Source organism: Azospirillum oleiclasticum, from assembly GCF_013423485.1.
In the GTDB taxonomy this organism is placed as follows: Bacteria; Pseudomonadota; Alphaproteobacteria; order Azospirillales; family Azospirillaceae; genus Azospirillum; species Azospirillum oleiclasticum.
In genome coordinates, this window is the sequence record NZ_JABFFR010000020.1 from 43,104 (window position 1) to 60,343 (window position 17,240).

At 64.4% G+C, this 17,240-nt stretch carries 17 protein-coding genes; 11 read left to right on the top strand and 6 right to left on the bottom strand.

Annotation, left to right across the window (positions count from 1 at the left end; all coding sequences use genetic code 11):
* Positions 1–77 precede the first annotated feature (77 nt).
* From HL658_RS20060 to HL658_RS20070, 3 genes are all read left to right on the top strand, one after another.
* Positions 78–389, top strand: coding sequence for a hypothetical protein (locus HL658_RS20060; protein ID WP_180283906.1), 312 nt, complete (start codon positions 78–80; stop codon positions 387–389).
* Positions 367–2,232 carry a PHA/PHB synthase family protein gene (locus HL658_RS20065; RefSeq protein ID WP_180283946.1) on the top strand — a complete coding sequence of 622 codons (1,866 nt, stop codon included), beginning with the start codon at positions 367–369 and terminating at the stop codon, positions 2,230–2,232. The genes HL658_RS20060 and HL658_RS20065 overlap by 23 nt, the downstream gene beginning before the upstream one ends.
* A gap of 998 nt (positions 2,233–3,230) precedes the next feature.
* Entirely contained in the window at positions 3,231–3,518 is a 288-nt protein-coding gene (locus HL658_RS20070; protein WP_180283945.1) for a hypothetical protein, read from the top strand.
* Positions 3,519–3,590: 72 nt separating this feature from the next.
* Here the strand turns inward: HL658_RS20070 and HL658_RS20075 are convergent, their stop codons facing one another.
* On the bottom strand, positions 3,591–4,088 hold the full coding sequence (locus HL658_RS20075) for a hypothetical protein (RefSeq protein WP_180283944.1): 498 nt from the start codon (positions 4,086–4,088) through the stop codon (positions 3,591–3,593).
* On the opposite strand from HL658_RS20075, the gene HL658_RS20080 reads away from it, so the two are divergent.
* The 5 genes from HL658_RS20080 to HL658_RS20100 all read left to right on the top strand — a co-directional run bounded on the left by HL658_RS20080 (position 4,087) and on the right by HL658_RS20100 (position 8,945).
* Entirely contained in the window at positions 4,087–4,377 is a 291-nt protein-coding gene (locus tag HL658_RS20080; protein WP_180283943.1) for a hypothetical protein, read from the top strand. The genes HL658_RS20075 and HL658_RS20080 overlap by 2 nt on opposite strands.
* Complete coding sequence (locus tag HL658_RS20085; protein WP_180283942.1) at positions 4,377–4,844, top strand: AAA family ATPase; 468 nt, start codon at positions 4,377–4,379, stop codon at positions 4,842–4,844. Before HL658_RS20080 ends, HL658_RS20085 begins: the two co-directional genes overlap by 1 nt.
* A gap of 24 nt (positions 4,845–4,868) precedes the next feature.
* Positions 4,869–5,156, top strand: a complete 288-nt coding sequence (locus HL658_RS20090) for a hypothetical protein (protein ID WP_180283941.1) — start codon at positions 4,869–4,871, stop codon at positions 5,154–5,156.
* On the top strand, positions 5,149–5,637 hold the full coding sequence (locus tag HL658_RS20095; protein ID WP_180283940.1) for a hypothetical protein: 489 nt from the start codon (positions 5,149–5,151) through the stop codon (positions 5,635–5,637). The genes HL658_RS20090 and HL658_RS20095 overlap by 8 nt, the downstream gene beginning before the upstream one ends.
* 866 nt (positions 5,638–6,503) lie before the next feature.
* The gene (locus HL658_RS20100) at positions 6,504–8,945 is read left to right on the top strand and encodes a hybrid sensor histidine kinase/response regulator (protein ID WP_180283939.1); all 2,442 of its coding nucleotides are present in this window, start codon (positions 6,504–6,506) and stop codon (positions 8,943–8,945) included.
* Positions 8,946–9,173: 228 nt separating this feature from the next.
* Here the strand turns inward: HL658_RS20100 and HL658_RS20105 are convergent, their stop codons facing one another.
* The 5 genes from HL658_RS20105 to HL658_RS20125 all read right to left on the bottom strand — a co-directional run bounded on the left by HL658_RS20105 (position 9,174) and on the right by HL658_RS20125 (position 14,354).
* Positions 9,174–11,222 carry a glycogen debranching protein gene (locus HL658_RS20105; RefSeq protein WP_246337736.1) on the bottom strand — a complete coding sequence of 683 codons (2,049 nt, stop codon included), beginning with the start codon at positions 11,220–11,222 and terminating at the stop codon, positions 9,174–9,176.
* Positions 11,223–11,379: 157 nt separating this feature from the next.
* Entirely contained in the window at positions 11,380–12,033 is a 654-nt protein-coding gene (locus HL658_RS20110; RefSeq protein ID WP_180283938.1) for a phosphoribosyltransferase, read from the bottom strand.
* Positions 12,030–12,860, bottom strand: coding sequence for a trypsin-like peptidase domain-containing protein (locus tag HL658_RS20115; RefSeq protein WP_180283937.1), 831 nt, complete (start codon positions 12,858–12,860; stop codon positions 12,030–12,032). The genes HL658_RS20110 and HL658_RS20115 overlap by 4 nt, the downstream gene beginning before the upstream one ends.
* 24 nt (positions 12,861–12,884) lie before the next feature.
* Positions 12,885–13,136: a hypothetical protein gene (locus HL658_RS20120; protein WP_180283936.1), complete on the bottom strand. Its 252-nt coding sequence runs from the start codon at positions 13,134–13,136 to the stop codon at positions 12,885–12,887.
* A 345-nt stretch (positions 13,137–13,481) separates the two neighbouring features.
* Positions 13,482–14,354 carry a universal stress protein gene (locus HL658_RS20125; RefSeq protein WP_180283935.1) on the bottom strand — a complete coding sequence of 291 codons (873 nt, stop codon included), beginning with the start codon at positions 14,352–14,354 and terminating at the stop codon, positions 13,482–13,484.
* A 161-nt stretch (positions 14,355–14,515) separates the two neighbouring features.
* Here HL658_RS20125 and HL658_RS20130 point away from each other — a divergent pair, with 161 nt between their 5' ends.
* The 3 genes from HL658_RS20130 (at position 14,516) to HL658_RS20140 (ending at position 17,236) form a co-directional block, all read left to right on the top strand.
* On the top strand, positions 14,516–15,070 hold the full coding sequence (locus HL658_RS20130) for an Hsp20/alpha crystallin family protein (protein ID WP_180283934.1): 555 nt from the start codon (positions 14,516–14,518) through the stop codon (positions 15,068–15,070).
* Positions 15,071–15,200: 130 nt separating this feature from the next.
* Positions 15,201–16,562 carry a nicotinate phosphoribosyltransferase gene (locus tag HL658_RS20135; RefSeq protein ID WP_180283933.1) on the top strand — a complete coding sequence of 454 codons (1,362 nt, stop codon included), beginning with the start codon at positions 15,201–15,203 and terminating at the stop codon, positions 16,560–16,562.
* Between the two features lie 398 nt (positions 16,563–16,960).
* Positions 16,961–17,236, top strand: coding sequence for a hypothetical protein (locus tag HL658_RS20140; RefSeq protein WP_180283932.1), 276 nt, complete (start codon positions 16,961–16,963; stop codon positions 17,234–17,236).
* Positions 17,237–17,240: the final 4 nt, after the last annotated feature.

The following is a 17,240-nucleotide window of genomic DNA, read 5'->3' on the forward strand; positions in this document are numbered from 1 at the left end:
TCCGCGGCACTAACCTGGATTAAGGCGCCTCTTGCCACGCCGGGGACACTGGTGGCTCCCGGCACGGAGGACACGCCATGCTGCTGATCACCATCGAGGACTGCATTGCACTGAGCGGTTTGACGGAAGAGGAAATCGACGCCATCGCCGCACACGAGCACCTGCCCGAGATCGTCGCCACAGAGCTGGGCGCCTATCTTGAACAGACGCCCCAGGGTCGGCGAACCATCCGCCACATGATCGAGGACGACATCACCGCCGCCATGGCGGCACGCGATACACGCCGGGCCGGAATCCTGAAAATGGTGTTGGCGCACTACGTCCGGCACCAGGAGAACCAGCCGGTGACGCGGGAGGACGACGATCATGGACGCTCTGTCGTTGCCTGAACAATCGCCGATCACCGCGACAGCGGTTCCTCCCGCCCCGCCGTCGACACCGGCCGTGTCTCGAGCCGACCGTACGGCCCCGGAGAGGGCACGCAGCCCGGTCTACGGCTACTCCTATCTGCCCGTGCGCGGTGACCTCATCGACCGCCTGGCGCATGCTTGGCAAAGCCGGTTCACACTGTCGGTGTCACCGGCCGCCACGATGCTGGCCTTCGCCGATTGGGCGGTGCACCTCGCCAATGCGCCGGGCAAGCAGGCCGAACTGGTCGACAAGGCGCTGCGCAAGTCGATGCGGCTTCTCGTCCACATGGCATCCTCCGGCCTGGACCCGGACGCCCCGCCGTGCATCACGCCACTGCCGGCCGACCGCCGCTTTGTGGACGCCGACTGGCGTGCCTTCCCCTTTTCCCTGTACGCCCAGTCGTTCCTGCTGCTGCAGCAATGGGTGCACAACGCCACCACGGACATTCCCGGTATTGCCCGAGAGAACGCGCGCATCGTGCCCTTCGTCACCCGCCAGATGCTGGACGTGCTGGCGCCCTCCAACCATCCCCTCACCAATCCGGAGGTCGTCCGCGCCGCGTATGCCAACTCGGGCATGAACTTCGTCCAGGGGGCGCGCAACTGTCTGGAAGACGCGATGCGGTTGATGACCGGACGCCGTCCGGTCGGGCTCGACGCTTTCCAGGTCGGGCGCAACGTTGCCGTGACGGCGGGGCAGGTCGTCTTCCGCAACGAACTGATGGAGCTGATCCAATACGCCCCGGCCACCGGAACCGTGCATACCGAGCCGGTGCTGATCGTGCCGGCCTGGATCATGAAATACTACATCCTCGACCTTTCCCCGGAGAATTCGCTGGTCCGCTTCCTGGTCGAGAGCGGCTTCACCGTTTTCATCATTTCCTGGCGCAATCCGGGGACGGAGTTCCGCGACGTCGGGCTGGACGACTACCGCAGGCTTGGACCCATGGCGGCGCTGGACGCCATCGCCGCGATCTGCGGGGGTCGGCTGGTGCACGCCTGCGGCTATTGCCTGGGCGGCACGCTGCTCGCGGTCACCGCCGCTGCCATGGCGCGCGACGATGACCAGCGGCTGGCGACGGTGACCCTGCTGGCGGCACAGACCGACTTCACCGAGGCCGGTGAGCTGATGCTGTTCATCAACGAGAGTCAGGTCGCCTATCTCGAGGACGCCATGTGGGATGCCGGCTATCTTGATATCGACCAGATGGCCGGCGCCTTCCAGATGCTGCGCTCCAACGATCTCATCTGGTCCCGCATCGTCCGCCAGTATCTGCTGGGCGAGCGGTCGCCGGTGAACGACCTGATGGCCTGGAACGCTGATGGCACGCGGCTGCCCTACCGGATGCACTCCGAATACATGCGCCACCTCCTGCTCGACAATGATCTGGCGGAAGGGCGCTACCGCGTGGACGGTCGGCCGGTGGCGGTGACCGACATCCGCACTCCCATCTTCGCCGTGGCGACGGAACGGGACCACGTCGCCCCCTGGCGTTCGGTCTACAAGATCCACCTGTTGAGCGACACGGCAGTCAGTTTCGTGCTGACCGGTGGAGGGCACAATGCCGGCATCGCCACCGGGCGCAATCGACCCGACGGCATCTTCCGGCGAACTGAGCGTGATGCCGACGCACGTTATGTGGATCCCGACACATGGCTGGCAACGACACCGGCGGAACCGGGCTCGTGGTGGACGGCCTGGGCGGACTGGCTTGCCCGCCACTCCACCAACGAGTTGCCCGCCTCATCGATACTTGGTGCGCCGGAACGGGGTTACCCGGCCCTGTGCCCCGCACCAGGCCACTATGTGCTGGAACCATAGAAGCGTGTCAAAACATGCTCGCGGAAGACCTGTGACGACCCTCCTCCCGATACATTGTGGTTATTTTTGTCCTGCGTCACAGGAATTAAAAGGAGATGACGGGATAAATTTGATAATGCCCCAATATTTTCGAACTCAATATATCAATTTAACTCAGATTGACACTACGAAGTCGTTAAATTTTACGGTGCTTTTGTTGTTTTCCATACTTATACAGAGTATAAGTATCATTATTGAAGAATTTTAGACAATATTTTCTATTTTGCATTTATTAAATAATCCGATACCACGTGGATATTTATCTTCATAGAACATAAAAGCTGACGACGTCGCCGCCCTTCCATCTATTCAGGTCAAGACCGAGTCTTCCCCAATCCAGGGCAACGTGCCCACGACCGAACATGAGTTCCGATTGTCCGTTTCCGACATCGGTGAACCTGTTTCCAACTGTCATCGGATCGATTCCGGATCGCCGTAATTCGTTTACGCAGTCGCCAATGAGTTTCCGAAACGTCAACCTCGGCTGTCAATCGCGGCAGCCGGCCGGCGCGCGGAACGCGTCCATGCGTTGTGCCAGATGGCTGGAGCCACACGAGTATCGCGGACGGGAAGCCGTCGCGCCAAGCTGTGCGTGAGAACAGTCGTTGCGGGACGGTCGGCGAGTTCACGCGTCAGAGCGGCCATGAGGCGCGCCACGCGACGTCTGCATCTTCGTTTCCGAGATCCACCAGTTCGTTTCAGAGCAAGGATGTAACGGGGGAGACCAAGCCGGAGCGATATCGATAAACCGTCACGGTACCGAGTGACGGACAGACCGGAACCGCCGCCATGCTGGAGGCTCATTGGAACCTGACCAGTCCAAACGAACTCTGACTCCCCCGGCATCCAATCGCGTCATGCGCAGTCGGCAGGCCCGCACGTCGACGTAGTCACTCAAAATTCGTCTACAACCGAATGATGATCGTTCACGATACACGGCAGCAACGGAGGAAGCCACCATGATGAATGCCGTCGCCTTCGCCGAGACCCTGGCCCTGGCCGCGTTCAGCGCAGCGGAAGCGTCCGCCGCCCGTGCCCGCGCGAATGCTGCGGCGGCCAGTCGCCGGACAGCGGACGCGGCGGTGATCCGGGCCCTGGCGGATCAGGGCGCCGTCATCGAGACGCTGCTGGTGGCGTTGCGCGACGAGCGTCACCGGGCCGCGCAGCTCGAGCGCTTGGTGGACGATCTGCGGGACGAGATCGACGATCTCGAGGGCGAGCTCGTCACGGCGCGCGGCAACCATTGACGGGCACGATCAGAAACGGGAGGGCGGCGACCGGGTTGGTCGCCGCCCCAACATCACGCTATCGGACATGTCTCACGCACACCGGGCCAGTCCACCGACGCGCGGCTCCAAGGCGTTGTCCACCGCGAGAAGGGGACGGGAACGTTGCTGCCGCTGGCGTCGATCCACCCGTCCGTAGACCGCGGCGGCATCCATCCCGCCAGCCTTGATCCCGGCCGCCTCGACCTCTGTCATTCCGGCCAGCAGTGGCATCACCCGGTCACGCAGTCCCTGGGGCAGCGTGTGCAGCCGGGGCTCTGCCCGGAGATCGCCGCAGATGTACAAGGCTCGCCGGTAGCACGCCCGCGCCGCCTTCCGCCAGTCCTGCTCGTGCCGTTCCGCATCGGGATCGAACCGGCCCTTCTCCTCGGCCCTGAGTTCCCGGAACACCTCCTGCACGTTGGCGGCGACATGTCCGGCTTCCGCCCCGGCCTCGGCCAATTCGTCGTACCCGTCGCCTCCACCACCACCCCCGAAGGGACGGATGATCCACTGTCCGACCTCCTGGACCACGCGACCCGATGCGTCCATGACCGTGCGTCCGGCCTGCCAGACCGCGCGCGCCGAACCGGGCGCCTTTGGCCGCCGCCGCCATGCCCCGGATGATCGCCTGGATGATCGCTCCCATGATGCCCTCCCTCCCGTGGATTGCTCCTCGCCTTGGTATGGGCTCGGGGAAAGCAAGAGAGTCGGTTTCTCTTTGATCGGCGAGTTTGTCCGTACCGAGTTGCGACGGCTCGTGGCTTGCTCCGGGGCAGGCCAGCATCAATCCGGTCGCGAATTCACCGATGCGATGCCCAAGCCTTCAGCGGGGGTGTGATGGACGACGAGGCCATCCGCGAGATTACACGGCGTCACGCCCGCTGCATTCTTTTCTGGACGCGGAGACGGGCCGATGTGGCGCGACGAATATCCTTTTCTCATTGGCGTTTTCGATGCTGCTCGCGCGATGGCGCGCTGCGTCTCCGCCCCACACTCCTTGTCGGCGAGGCGGGTACCGGCAAGTCACGGCTCGCGCGCCGTGTCTTCGAGCGCCTCGGCCTGCCCTACACCGTCGCCCCGGTCGGCGGGACTGCCGACGCGCGGCTCCTCGGAACCGCCAAGGGGTGGTCGACGGGGCACGGCAGCGTCGTTGCGGAAGCGTTCCTCCGCCATCGCAAGGCCAATCCCGGCCTTGTTGTGGACGAACTGGAGAAGGTCGGGACATCGCGCCACAATGGAAGTCTCTGGGACGGTCTGCTCGGCCTCCTGGAACCGGAAACGAGCCGCCGCTGGCTCGATCCGTAGGTCGGCGAGATCGACGCCTCGGCGGTGAGCTGGATCTGCACCGCCAACAGCATCGAGCCGCTGCCTGGTCCGTTGCGCTCCCGCCTGCGGGTCTTGCGGGTGCCGCAACCGAATGCCAGCCACGCCGAACCGTTGATCGCCTCGATCCTGGACGACCTCGCCGCGGCACGCGGCCTCGACCGCCGCTGGCACCGTCTGGACGGTGAGGAGATGGCGGCACTGCGGGAGGCACTCGCCCAACACCGCTCGTTGCGCATTCTGTGCCGCCAGGTCGAGCGCGTTGTCGAAATGCGGGAGGCCCCCCATGCATGAGCTGCTTCCGGAGTGGGACGATCCCATGTTGGTGGGTGAACCGATCCGCCTACCCCAGGGGACCAAGGTCAAGCCGGGTTGGCGCCCCAAGTCGGTGGCTCTGATTGATTCCTACATGCGCGCCTTCCTGCGCGGCCTTGGCGGCGCCCGGACCCATGTCGCAGGCGTCGAGGTCCGCCGCGGCGACCTCATGGACCCAGCCTTTCTGCTTCCCGTCGTGGTAATCGGCGGCCTCGTCCCGTACCGGCGGGCCGTGGATGTCGTCCGCACCGACCGCACGTCGCTCGTCGGCTGGGTGGTCGTCGGGACCACCGGGCCGGCGGAGCCGCTGATCGACGCAGGGCTCATGGCGGCGGCGAAATGCCGCCGTTCCGGCGAAGCGTACCTCGATCCCCTTGTCGACAGGCTCGGTCCCGCCTTTGACGTCGTCGGCCTGCCTCTCGATCTCGACAACCTCGACGTCAAGGTCGCCTTCCGGTAGCAGAGTTCCAGTAATCACGTGAATGGACAAATGGGTCGAGGTGAACGTTACGACGGGTTACGCATGAGCCCCCCGTCACTTCCGGAGACGGCGAATTTCAAGACGTTCTCCCCGGCATGACCGGGCAATATTATGCGGTCCAGCATCGACGGCCCTGCCGTACAGTCGCCGTGACCATCACCGTGGGCCGATCATGTTGGTGTGTATCGCCGCCAGCGCTTCCGCGACCAGGCGGCGGGAGACTGGTCAGCCAAGACGCGACGACCAGCACAAGCCACGCGCACGCCGCCACTGCCTGCGTGGGCCACCGCAGGCGGCGGCAATCTGGAATGCCGGCAGCGACCGCCCGTTGTTCCGCACAGCAAGGCCGAGGATCAATGCGGAACTCGTCCGGAAGCCAGTTCTCTATGCGCTTGCCGGTTTGCGGCTCGAACAGGATGGCGGTCGGCGCGACGCGTTCGTCCGGTCGGGGCCGTCCTCCCTTGGGCCTGGGCGGCCCAGGCGGGATCCGTGCCCAATGAACACTGACAGGGAGCCTGGATCAAGAAGGCCTGCCATATTCCTTCCGACGCCCACAAACCCGATTTCATTGCACCCGCTTAACCTGGGTCAACGAGATTCATCCAATAAGTCAGAAAATTCATCACGTAAACGGCATTCTCCACAGAATTAATATATTAGATTAATTTTATATAATGGATATCAAGAAAATGTTGTTCTGAGACTCTTCGTCGCATCCTTTCAGTAAAGTCTTCACTGCCCAGACGGCCAAGATAAATTTCTAGTTTATATACGTCAAACAGCCTATTGATTCAAACACATACATTTTGATAAGGAAATTTTATCCAAACAATGGAGCCGACGCCATGCGTTCGCGTTGGATTTCTGCAGCTTTGTTGCCATTGGCCGCCTATGCTCTACTCCTGTTGATCACGGTGGAACAATTGCACCAGGAAATCCTCGGAACCCATCTCGAGGATGAACTTGAAGATACAGTCAATTCTATTGAGCAACTGATCCAGCGCGAGACGTCTTTTCTCACCGGCTTGGCCATGGCTCAGACGACGGACGCGGACGTTATGGACACGCTTCAGGCACGGGCTGAACTGGCCCAACAGCTTCACCCGTCCATCCATGGCATCATGTTGCATGATCGGGAGCGGACAATCTTCGACTTCAGCGGGCCGCCGACCGCGTCGGCAGCCGGGGGTACGGACGTGGGTGAACCGTCACCCGTCTGGTCATCCGGCAAGCCGGAGATCGGCAACCTGACCGCAGGGAAGATTCCCTTGCAGGTTCCGGTCTTCCAAGGCGGCGGAGTCGCTTACGTCATGACAGGGATGAGCGACCCTCTGATCTTTGTCGACCTGCTGCGATCGAGCATCACCGCCAAGGGGTGGGTTGCGGCCCTTCTCGACCGCACCCTCATGATCGCGGCACGCAGCGAACAGGGAGAAATCTTCATCGGCACACCGGCGACCCCCGATCTCATGGAGACGATCCGGATCGGGCGCACTGGTATCCAAAGGTCTGTCACCAAGGATGGCCGCCCCTCGTACTTGGCAACCAGCCCCCTGGGAGAGACCGGCTGGCATCTGGCCATGGCCATTCCCGTTTCCGTCGCGGAGCAGTCCTACCGACCGGTCTGGCTGCGATTCATCGCCAATGGCGGGCTCATCCTTCTTGTTCTCGTCGCCGCGGTGGCTCTGGTCGTCTGGTTGAAGGTCCGTGGACTGGAAGCGCGAACGGAGACCCTGTCCAGCGGCCTGACCCAGGCCCATCGGGAAAGCGATGAAAAGTCGGCATTCATGGCAATAATCAGCCACGAGTTGCGCACTCCGCTCACTGGCATCCTCGGTTTCTCCGAGTTGCTGATGAAGTCGGACCTCACCCCGCGGCAGATGGGATGGGTGAAGCTCCAGGTCAGCAGCGGTCGTATCCTGCTCAATATCATCAACGACATCCTGGATTACTCCAAGATCGAAGGCGGCCATGTCACGCTGGAGTCGATCGGGTTCGACATCGAAAGCCTGATCGATCGCTGCATGGCGTTGGTGAAGCCGATGGCGGAGTCCAAGGGCCTCGTTCTGCGGACGGAATTCGCGCCGGATTCCATCGGTCGGGTGAATGGCGATCCGACACGGTTGCAGCAGGTGATCGGAAACCTGCTGAACAACGCCGTCAAATTCACCGAACGTGGCGAGGTGTGCCTCTCGGTCGCGCTGAGACCGGCTGGCGGCGAGCGGGCGAACTTGCAGGTCAGCGTCCGCGACACAGGAATCGGGATCCCGGCGAGCCGCTCCGACCGGCTGTTCAAGCGCTTCGGCCAGGCCGACACATCGACGACGCGGACTCATGGCGGTACAGGGTTGGGCTTGGCGGTCTGCAAGGCGCTGGTGGAGATGATGGGCGGGACCATCGGCTTCGACAGCAGAGAAGGACATGGGAGCACCTTCCGCTTCACGGTGCCTCTGTCCGTTGCAAAAGCCCCGTCGGAGCTGCCTGGCCGGCCGCCGAAGGCGAATGTGTGCCCGCCGCCAGGCACCCGGATCCTGGTGGTCGAGGACAACCCGATCACCCAGGCGCTGACCCGGACGATCCTGGAGCAGGCCGGATACGGCGTGAGCACCGCCGGGACTGGCGAGGAGGCGGTGGCGGCGGTGGAGCGGGAACCGTTTGCCATCGTGCTGATGGACATCCATCTGCCGGGCATGGACGGCCTTGCCGCCACCCGCGCCATCCGCGCCATGCCGGGCGAGCGCGGGCGGATTCCGATCCTGGCCCTCTCCGCCGATGCGTTCCATGAGGACGTGGCGAACTGTCTGGCGGCCGGGTTGAACGGACACTTCGCCAAGCCGTTCGAGACGGAAGAACTTCTGCAAGCCGTCGCCAGCCTGCTGCGGTGCTCAAGCGATTCCGGAACCATGCGAAGCGGGCCACCCGGCGAATGCCGACCGGATGCCGCATCGCTGTGGCCCCGGCCGGGAAGCATCGCTGCGTCGGTCGGTGCCGAGCAGGCCACCGCTATGTTGAAGATGTTCATCGAAAGGGTCAATGACGCCCTGGATGTTCTCTCGCGAGGTGCCAAAGACCCGACGGAGCTTTACGACGTCTCCCACCAACTGGTCGGTACTGCGGGAATGTTCGGCTACACCGGCATCGTTGCGGCCGCTCGCGCCGTGTGCCTCGCCTGTCGGTCGGAAGACCCCGACCGGATGCAAGCGTCCCTGGCTGACCTGCAGACCATCCTGCGCGACTTCCTGGGGCAAGCTACCGCCAGCCAGGAAAGCGATCCCGCCGCCCCCTGATGGCCGGTTCGGCGCACAACAGTATGTAAACAATGAAATCGCGTCTTTCAGCACTGATGGAGACGGGCTCGAACAAGCGCTGGCTCTGGGGAACAGTGACAGTACGGAGCCCGTGCATCGTCCATCGAACCGAAATCCGGGCAGGTTCCGGGCCGTTTCTCGGCACGGCACAGGGAAGTCCGCCGTATGACGACCACGGCCAGAAGAGGAAAGGCCCGCGTCAACGCCTTAACAGTCAGCGAGCACGACCTCGGATCGAGCCTTTACGGAATGACCCTGCTCCCCAATGGGGACTGCATCGTCGAGGGACAGGATGTCCTCGGGGCTGTCCCGAGCCGTGTCGATCACCCGGCGCCAGCGGCGTGGTTTCGGATCCTGGATGAGAAATTCCACCTCCGCCGACCCGGCATCGATCATCACGTAGAAATCCACATCCGCTTCCGCGCTTCCGTCCAGGAGAAAGGCGAGCGTCCGCGTTTCGGCCGAGAGGTCGAGGGCACCGATTGCCCCATGCCACGTGACATCCTGGCGCCAGCTGCGGCTGCGGCCCAGTGAAGGATGGGCTTTGCGGAACGCGATCATTGCCGTGCAAAATCTGTGGAAGCTGGCGTTGGTTTGCAGAAGATCCCAGTCGAGCCAGGTCGTCTCGTTGTCCTGGTTGTAGGGATTGTTGTTGCCGCGTTGGGAATTCAGAAACTCGTCGCCTGCCATGAACATCGGCGTGCCGTTGGCCAGCATCAGCAGGCAGAACAGGTTTTTCGCCTGACGCTGACGCAGCCGGGCAACCGCCTCGGGCACGCCGTCGTCCCCCTCCCATCCGCAGTTCCAGGAGCGGTTGTCATCACGGCCATCGCGGTTGTCTTCGCCATTCGCCTCGTTGTGTTTCCGGTCATAGCTGACCAGATCGTACAGGCAGAAGCCGTCGTGGCATGTCACGAAGTTGATGCTCTGGTACGCGTGATAGGCGTCCTCTGATGTATCGGGGAAAAGGTCGTCACTGCCACCGAGACGGCGCATCAGGCCGCTGACCGATCCCTGATCGCCACGAACGAAGGATCGCACGTCGTTGCGGAAGGCATCGTTCCATTGCAGCCAGGTGGTTCCAGGAAACGAGCGGCCAAGCTGATAGCTGGCCATATCCCATGCCTCGGCGATCAGGCGCAGGCGAGCCAGGTCGGAGTGCGTGTGGATGGCGCTGATGACCGGTGGATCATCGAGGTCGATCGATCCGTCGGCGCGCCGCGTGAACAGCGAAGCGAGATCGAAGCGGAAGCCGTCGATCCGGAATCCGTTGGCCCAATGGTGCAGGCTGTCCATGACCATGCCGGCGACGTAGCGATTGGCTGTGTGCAGGACGTTGCCGGTGCCGCTGTCGTTGCGGTAATGACCGCGGTCGTCGGTCAGAAGGTAGTAGGTGGTGTTGTCCACGCCACGGAAGCTGTAGGTCGGACCGCTCTCGTCGCCCTCGACGGTATGGTTGTAGACCACGTCGAGAACGATCTCGATGTCGGCTGCGTGCAGTGCCTTGACCAACGCCCGGAACTCATCAAGCCGCCCTCCCGGCTCGTTATGCGCCGCATAGCCGTGGTGGAGAGCGAAAAAATTAAGCGGCATGTATCCCCAATAGTTCCCCTCGTGGGGATCGAACTGGAACACCGGCATGAGTTCGACCACCGTGACGCCGAGCTTCTGCAGATACGGGATTTTATCGATCAGACCTGCGAAGGTGCCCCGTCGTTCGGTGGAAACACCCGAGTTCGCCCGCTGGGTGAAGCCACGGACATGCAACTCGTAGATGATCGTGCCATGGGTGTGCCGTGGAGAATGGTCACCCGACCAATCGAAGCCGGACGCAGCGGCGCGGAGGACGCCGAGCGGGGCGCGGCCGAGATTGGGCCCAGGATGGCGGGCCGCCTCGCGGCTGAACCCGGGCGGAAAGAAAACAGCCATGGCATAGGGATCAAGCAGAATCTTATCGGGATCGAACCGCTGCCCGTCCGGAAAGGCGCTTGGTCCTTCAACGCGATAGGCATAGTAGGCGGCACCGTCGACCACAGTCGCAGGCAGCCGGCAGTGCCAGACGCGCCCGCTCTTGTTGGAACGGGGATCAAAGTGATGGGTGACGATCGGATCGATCGGGTTCTGTGCGGAGAAAAGCAACAAAGTGACGGCCGTGGCGTGCTTGGAGTAAAGGGCGAAGTTGTAGGCGTCATCTTGCAGGACATAAGAAGCACCAAGTGGCGAGGGCGACCCTTCGCGCAGCGTCCAGGCACTCATCGGCACTCTCCATTTCCGCGCACGGTGTGGCCAAGGGTAGGGAGCGGGCCATTGCCACATCCACCGCAGGCTAGTGTCACCGGAATCGGCCGCTTGGGTCCACCAGCGGGCAGCCGTCATCACCCCATCGGTTCAAGGCAGTCGGAGCCTGGCAAGGTCACGGGCTGAACCGGGAGGCGGCATCGTCCAGCAGCGCGACGACCTCGGCATCGTCAAGCTGGGGAAAGCTCTTGTAGTACTGACCGACCGCTCCGAAGAGTTCCGATATGGTCAGGCAGATCACCTCATCGACCTCGTCGCGAAGCCGCGCGATCACCCCCGGCGGCGCCACCGGCACCGCCAGCACCATCCGGGCCGGCTGGGCTTTCCGTACGGCGCGCAAGGCAGCCCGCATGGTGGCGCCGGTAGCAATACCGTCGTCGATGACGATGGCGGTGCGCCCCGCAATGGCTGCGCGGGCGCGCGTGCCGAGATACCGCCCGCGCCGCCGCGCGATCTCCTTGATCTGTCGGTCGGCTTCCGCCTTGAACCATGCCGGCGAAATGGCGCCACCGATCTCGTCGTTGATCACCAGTTCCGGTGGATCGCCCTCGGCGACGGCTCCGGCGGCCAGCTCTGGTTGGAGGGGTGTTCCAATCTTGCGCACGAGCACGACATCGAGCGGCGCGCCGAGCGCGACCGCCACCGGATGCGCAACGGCCACGCCGCCGCGTGGCAAGGCGAGCACGACCGGAAGGCCGGTCTTGTAACCCATCAGGCGCTTGGCCAATCGCCGGCCGGCGTCGGCCCGGTCGCGGAACGGAGGGATCATCGTGAATCCTCGTGGGACTGGGCGGCATCGTGGCGGAGGAACCCGTCGATGACGCGTGTCGCCGGGGTGATCGGGATGGCAAAGCCGATGCCGCTGTTGCTGATGACGGACCCGATCACGCTGTCGTTGATGCCGACCAGTTCGCCCTTGAGGTTCACCAAGGCTCCGCCGGAGTTGCCCGGATTGATGGATGCGTCGGTCTGGATGAGGGCAGTGTCGGGTTCTCCGGGAACTCGCACCCCAAGGCCGCTGACGATCCCGAGCGTCGCCGTCTGGGCGAGACCGAACGGGTTCCCGATGGCCACGACGTAATCACCCACACGCAGCTCGTCGGAGTTACCCAGCGGAACCGCAACGAGGTCGCTCGCTTCGACGCGGATCACCGCGATGTCACTGGCCGCGTCGGCACCGACCAGCAGGGCGGCAAGACGTCGGGTGTCAGCCAGTTGGACCTTGATCACGTCGGCCCCGTCGACAAGGTGGTGGGTGGTGAGAATGACGCCGCCGGATGCATCGATGACGATGCCGGAACCCTGATTGAGGAAGTTCCGCTCCTCCGGCCGCACGCGCTTGGGAAGGCCGAACATGCGGCGGAACTCGGGGTCGCGCACCAGGGCCATCTCCTCCGCCGAGAGCGGCCCGCTCGCTGCGATGCTGACCACCCCTGGAAGAACCCGTTCCAGCATGGGGGCGAGCGTGGGCATTCCGTCCCGCGACGTGTTGCCGGCGCTACCCAGGGTGCAAGCGGCCACCAACGACAGCACGGCCACACCGCCGACCATCCATCGGGCCGGCCACGCGATGCACCATCCGCTTTGTCGCGGCATGTGCCTTGCCTCCTGTGTGCCGCGCTAGCGTTCGTCCGGGAACTCATCGTCGCCGATGAGAATGCGGTAGACACGCTCGGCCCGGCCGCTCAGCGAGCGGCGGACTTCCGACACGACATCGTCGCTCAGGCTGTACCACGCGAAGGCCTCGGCCAACTCCTCCGGATTGGCTCCCGCGTCCAGAATGGCGACGACACTGGCAGCGTCGATACGTCCGACCGTAGCAATGATATCGTCGTAGGTCAGAGGTCGCGGAGATGAAGCGGATGCCGTCATGGTGACCTCCACACAAAGCCGACACCATTAGACAACGGTTCCACGGGAGTGCGGTTAACCCAGGTTAAAGCGCCGCCTTTGGTTGGCGTGAGAAGCGTGAATGGATCGATGCCTGCAATGGGGTGCCGCCAGCAACACACGCCCGTCGGCTACCAACCGACCATAGCCGTTGCGCGAACACCCCGTGCCCGGGAGGGTTGTAATTTACTTTTAGTTGTTAAGTGCCCTGTCAAAGACGCCTTCTCCCCACCGTTTGGCCGAGGTAGAAGTTCCGAGGTCCGCCACCCATGGTGCGGCCGTCGGTTCGCCCGCTCTCGCGCAAGCGCAAAGCCCAAGCGGATCGGCTCAGTGGACCATGAAGACGGAACAGCCGGGCGCGTTGTTCGTCATATAGCGGGTGACACCGCCGAGGATCATCTCGCGGATTCGGGTGTGGCCATAGCCGCCCATCACCAGGAGCCCGGCGCCCAGTTCCGCCGCCCCATCCGCCAGGGCTTCGCCCACCGAACGGCCCTGGCGTTCGATCGGCCGGACGAGCGCGTCGATGCCGTGCCACGACAGGTGCTCGGCGAGGCGGGCGGCTTCACCCGGCATCGTGGACCGGCCAACACCATCCTCGGATACCGTCAGCACCGTTACCGTCGTGGCGATGCGCAAGAGGGGCAACGCGGCGCCCACCGCCCGTACGGAGCTGGGGCTGCCGTTCCAGGCAACGGCGACCAACCGCAATCCGTCCGCCACGGCGTTCGGAGCGGCCAGGACCAGCGGTCGCCCGGTCTCGAACAGACCAGTCTCGACGAACGAGACACGGGACGGGTTCGTCGGTGCCTGGCACAGGACAATCAGGTCGGCATAGCGGCCCTCCTGCACCAAAATCCGGTCCGGCCGGCCCGTCAATTCCCTCCACCAGGCGGTGATCACCTCTCCGCCTCGCGACCGCTCCACCTGCTCCGCGCCGGCCTGGGACGCCAACCGGTGGAAGGCGCTGCGGGCGTTCTCCGCCGCTTCGCGCAGCATGCGGTCGGACTCCTCCAATATGCCGGCGATCATGTCCGCGGTCAGGCCCGAACCTGCCAGCGGAGCACTCTGCCGCGGATCCCATCGGGCGTGCAACGCTTCCACATGCGCTCCGAAGGGACGGGCGAGACTGAACGCGACGGAAAGCGCAGGGTCGTCCAGCGGCGACCCATCGACGGGCACCAGAACGTGCTTGATCATGGCATCCTCCCGAAGCTCAGGGGTGTGCCGCCCCATCACCGGCAGCGTGCACCGTGGAAACGGCTCCGGCATTGATCCACGTTAACGTCCGCACCTCGGCAACGTGGTTGAAGAGGTCCCGCGCCTTCGCAGTGGAACCCTACACGCATGGAGGAACAGCCATGGCTGACACGAATCTTGCCGAAAGGCCGAAGCAGCAGGTTTCGAGCACCGGTGCGGCCGCGACGGAGTTGGCCGAACGCAGCCGCCACCCATTCCTGACGCTGCGCGACGAGTTCGACCGGTTGTTCGACGAAGCGTCGACTTTGTTCCGTCTGCCCTGGAGCCGGCGGCAGCCGTTCGACCTGGAACCGATGCTTCGCCTTGGCGGCGATGCCGGTGCCATCATTCCGCCGGCCGACGTCGAGGAGACCGAGGGCGAGTACCGCGTGGTTCTGGATGTGCCCGGACTCGACGAGACGAACGTCGAGGTCGGTGTGCAGGACGATGTCCTGTCCATTCGCGCGGAGAAGCGGGAGGAGAGCGAGGAGAAGGACAAGAACCGCTACCTCTCCGAACGGCGTTACGGGGTCTGCGCGCGGACCTTCCGGTTGCCGGCCAACGTGGACCGCGAGCGCATCGCCGCTGGCATGAAGAACGGGGTGCTCACCATCACCCTGCCCAAGAGCGAGCCGAGCAAACCATCCAAGCGCAACATCCCGGTGAGCAAGGTGTGATACCGCGCCCGCGGCCGGCGTAGAAGACGCCGGCCGCGGTTCGGGCGTGGGATGCGGTTCGCGCGTGCGGCGGTGGCCGGATCGATCGCCGCCGCCCCGACGCGGCGCCTCTTCTCGAAGGATCAGGACGATGACAACGGCTTCCGGCGATCCATGCGATGGGGACAGCCTCCTGCTCACGGACTTCTACGAACTGGCGATGCTGCACGCCTACATCGATCACGGGATGACCGGTGGCGCGTCGTTCGAGCTGTTCGTCCGCAAACTCCCGCCGGGCCGCAACTTCCTGATCGCGGCCGGGCTGGAACAGGCGCTCGACTTCCTGGAGCACGCCCGCTTCACGGCCGACGACATCGCCTGGCTGCGGGAACACGCCAACCTCTCCGACACCGCGCTGCAAGCGCTCGCCGACTTCCGCTTCATGGGCGACGTCGACGCATTGCCGGAGGGAACGGTCTTCTTCGCCCATGAACCACTGCTCCGCGTCACCGCCAGCCTGCCGGTGGCGCAACTGCTCGAGACTCGTCTGATCAACCTCGTCCACTTCCAGACCGTCGTCGCCTCGAAGGCCGCAAGGTTGGTGCTGGCCGCCCGTGGCCGGCCGCTGGTGGACTTCGGGCTGCGGCGTGCGCATGGCGCGGAAGCGGGTCTGCTGGCGGCGCGCGCAAGCTGGCTGGCCGGGTTCGCGGGAACGGCAACGGCACTGGCCGCGCGCCGCTTCGGCATCCCGGTCGTGGGCACGATGGCGCATTCCTTCGTCCAGGCGCACGAACGGGAATCGGCAGCCTTCGTGAATTTCGCCCGGTCCCGTCCCGGCAACCTCGTCCTGCTGCTCGACACCTATGACACGGAGACGGCAGCGCGCAAGGCGGTGGCACTTGCACACGGGCTCTCGGCCGAAGGCATCGAACTGGCCGGCGTGCGGCTCGACAGCGGCGACCTGGAGGCGCTGTCCTGGCGGGTGCGGTCCATCCTCGACGCGGGCGGCCTGACCGGCACACGCATCATCGCAAGCGGTGGGCTGGACGAGGAGTCGGTCGCCAAACTGGTGGAGGCGGACACCCCCATCGACAGCTTCGGCGTCGGCACCAGTCTCACCACCTCCAGCGACGCGCCGGCGCTCGACTGCGCCTACAAGCTTGTGGAGTACGATGGACGGCCGCGGCGCAAGCGGTCCCCGGGCAAGCAGACATGGCCCGGGCGCAAGCAGGTCTTCCGGCTCCACGGAATCGACGGCCGCATCGCTGCCGACCGGCTCACAACCGCGGACGCGCGGGAGCCGGGACGCCCCATGCTGGTGCCGGTGATGCGTGGTGGACACCGCCTGTTCCCTTCACCCGACCTGGCCAACATCCGCCGCTACGCTGCTACGCAGCTGGCAAGCCTGCCGAACCCTCTCCGCAGCCTGAGCCGTCACGCTACCCTGACGGTGGAGATCGCTCCTGAGTTGCATCGGCTGGCCGAGGAGGCCGACCGGATCGGGGAAGGGTGAGATACCGTCACGCTGTGCCAGCCCTGATTCAGGCAGTCGTAGAAGGTTTCGAGACGTGCGTTTCGGCAGACGCAGGTGAGGCATCCGCCCCGGCCCACGGCAAAGCCGCTGATGACATGACGGGAAGGACGCACCCTGCAGCCGCCCTGACCGCCCTGGCCCTCGCCCTGGGGGGTGGTGCTGCCGTCGCCGGTGTACGCTGCGGAGGACGTGATCGGGAGCCTGCCCTTCGGCATTCTCTTCACGCAGCCCACGGACACCCTCGCCGACATAGTCATCAACATTGCCGAGCAGGCATACGCCCGCCGCCCTAACCCAGGTTAAGGCGAACGGCGCCATCGACGGCCACCATCCCCGCAGAACCCCCTTTTCAACCGGTTCTCCAGGGAGCGAGCGTGATGACACACACCGATATCGACCTCTTGAGGGAGCGGGCGGAGCACCAGATCGTGGCCGATGCCTTGGCCTCGGTCCGTCTGTTCCATGCGCTCTACGGACAGGGCGAGCAGACGCGGGAATGGATCGCCGAGCTGTCGCGGGCGCTCTACCGCATGGGCTGCGGCGAGCGGGCGCCTGAGCGGGAGTCGATCCTGGCGAACGCCGCCGACGCCATCGCCAGGACCTATCTCCGCCGCCCGGCCCGCGAGTTGGAGTGGCCCCAGCCGGGGGCCTAGACCG